This window comes from Mycobacterium sp. ENV421, assembly GCF_002887815.1.
Taxonomy (GTDB): domain Bacteria; phylum Actinomycetota; class Actinomycetes; order Mycobacteriales; family Mycobacteriaceae; genus Mycobacterium.
Genome location: NZ_PDHO01000156.1, coordinates 1 through 349, shown reverse-complemented (window position 1 = coordinate 349; position 349 = coordinate 1). Strand labels below are relative to the sequence as shown.

General features: G+C 58.5%; 1 pseudogene. It reads right to left on the bottom strand.

The window, feature by feature from the left end:
- Nucleotides 1-160 (bottom strand): annotated as a pseudogene (locus CRM90_RS31270) (ABC transporter permease); the annotation flags it as partial.
- Nucleotides 161-349: the final 189 nt, after the last annotated feature.

Sequence of the window (349 nt, the reverse complement as noted above, 5' to 3'; positions counted from 1 at the left end):
ACGCCTGCTCCAAAAACTCCCGCCACTGAAACGGCTTCCGGAAGATGAACCGCACAGCATCCGCCGACATCGCAAACAAGCCACCAATAGCCTGCATCGGACCCGACAGCCCGTTCAGCGCAATGCCCGGCGACCAACGACTTGATGTGGGATTAGCCATGGGTGTCTTCAGAACCTCCAACGTCATCGTGTTCATCGCCCCAGCGTCATGGCACTAACCGGTCCAAAACTGGAACGTGTTTCAACGACGCCAACGCAGATTAGTGCACTTACCGCCCGCGCGGTAGCGAATCTGGGTCTGCTGCACGAATAGGTGACATCTGAGTTGGCTTGCCCCGGGTGGGTGGGC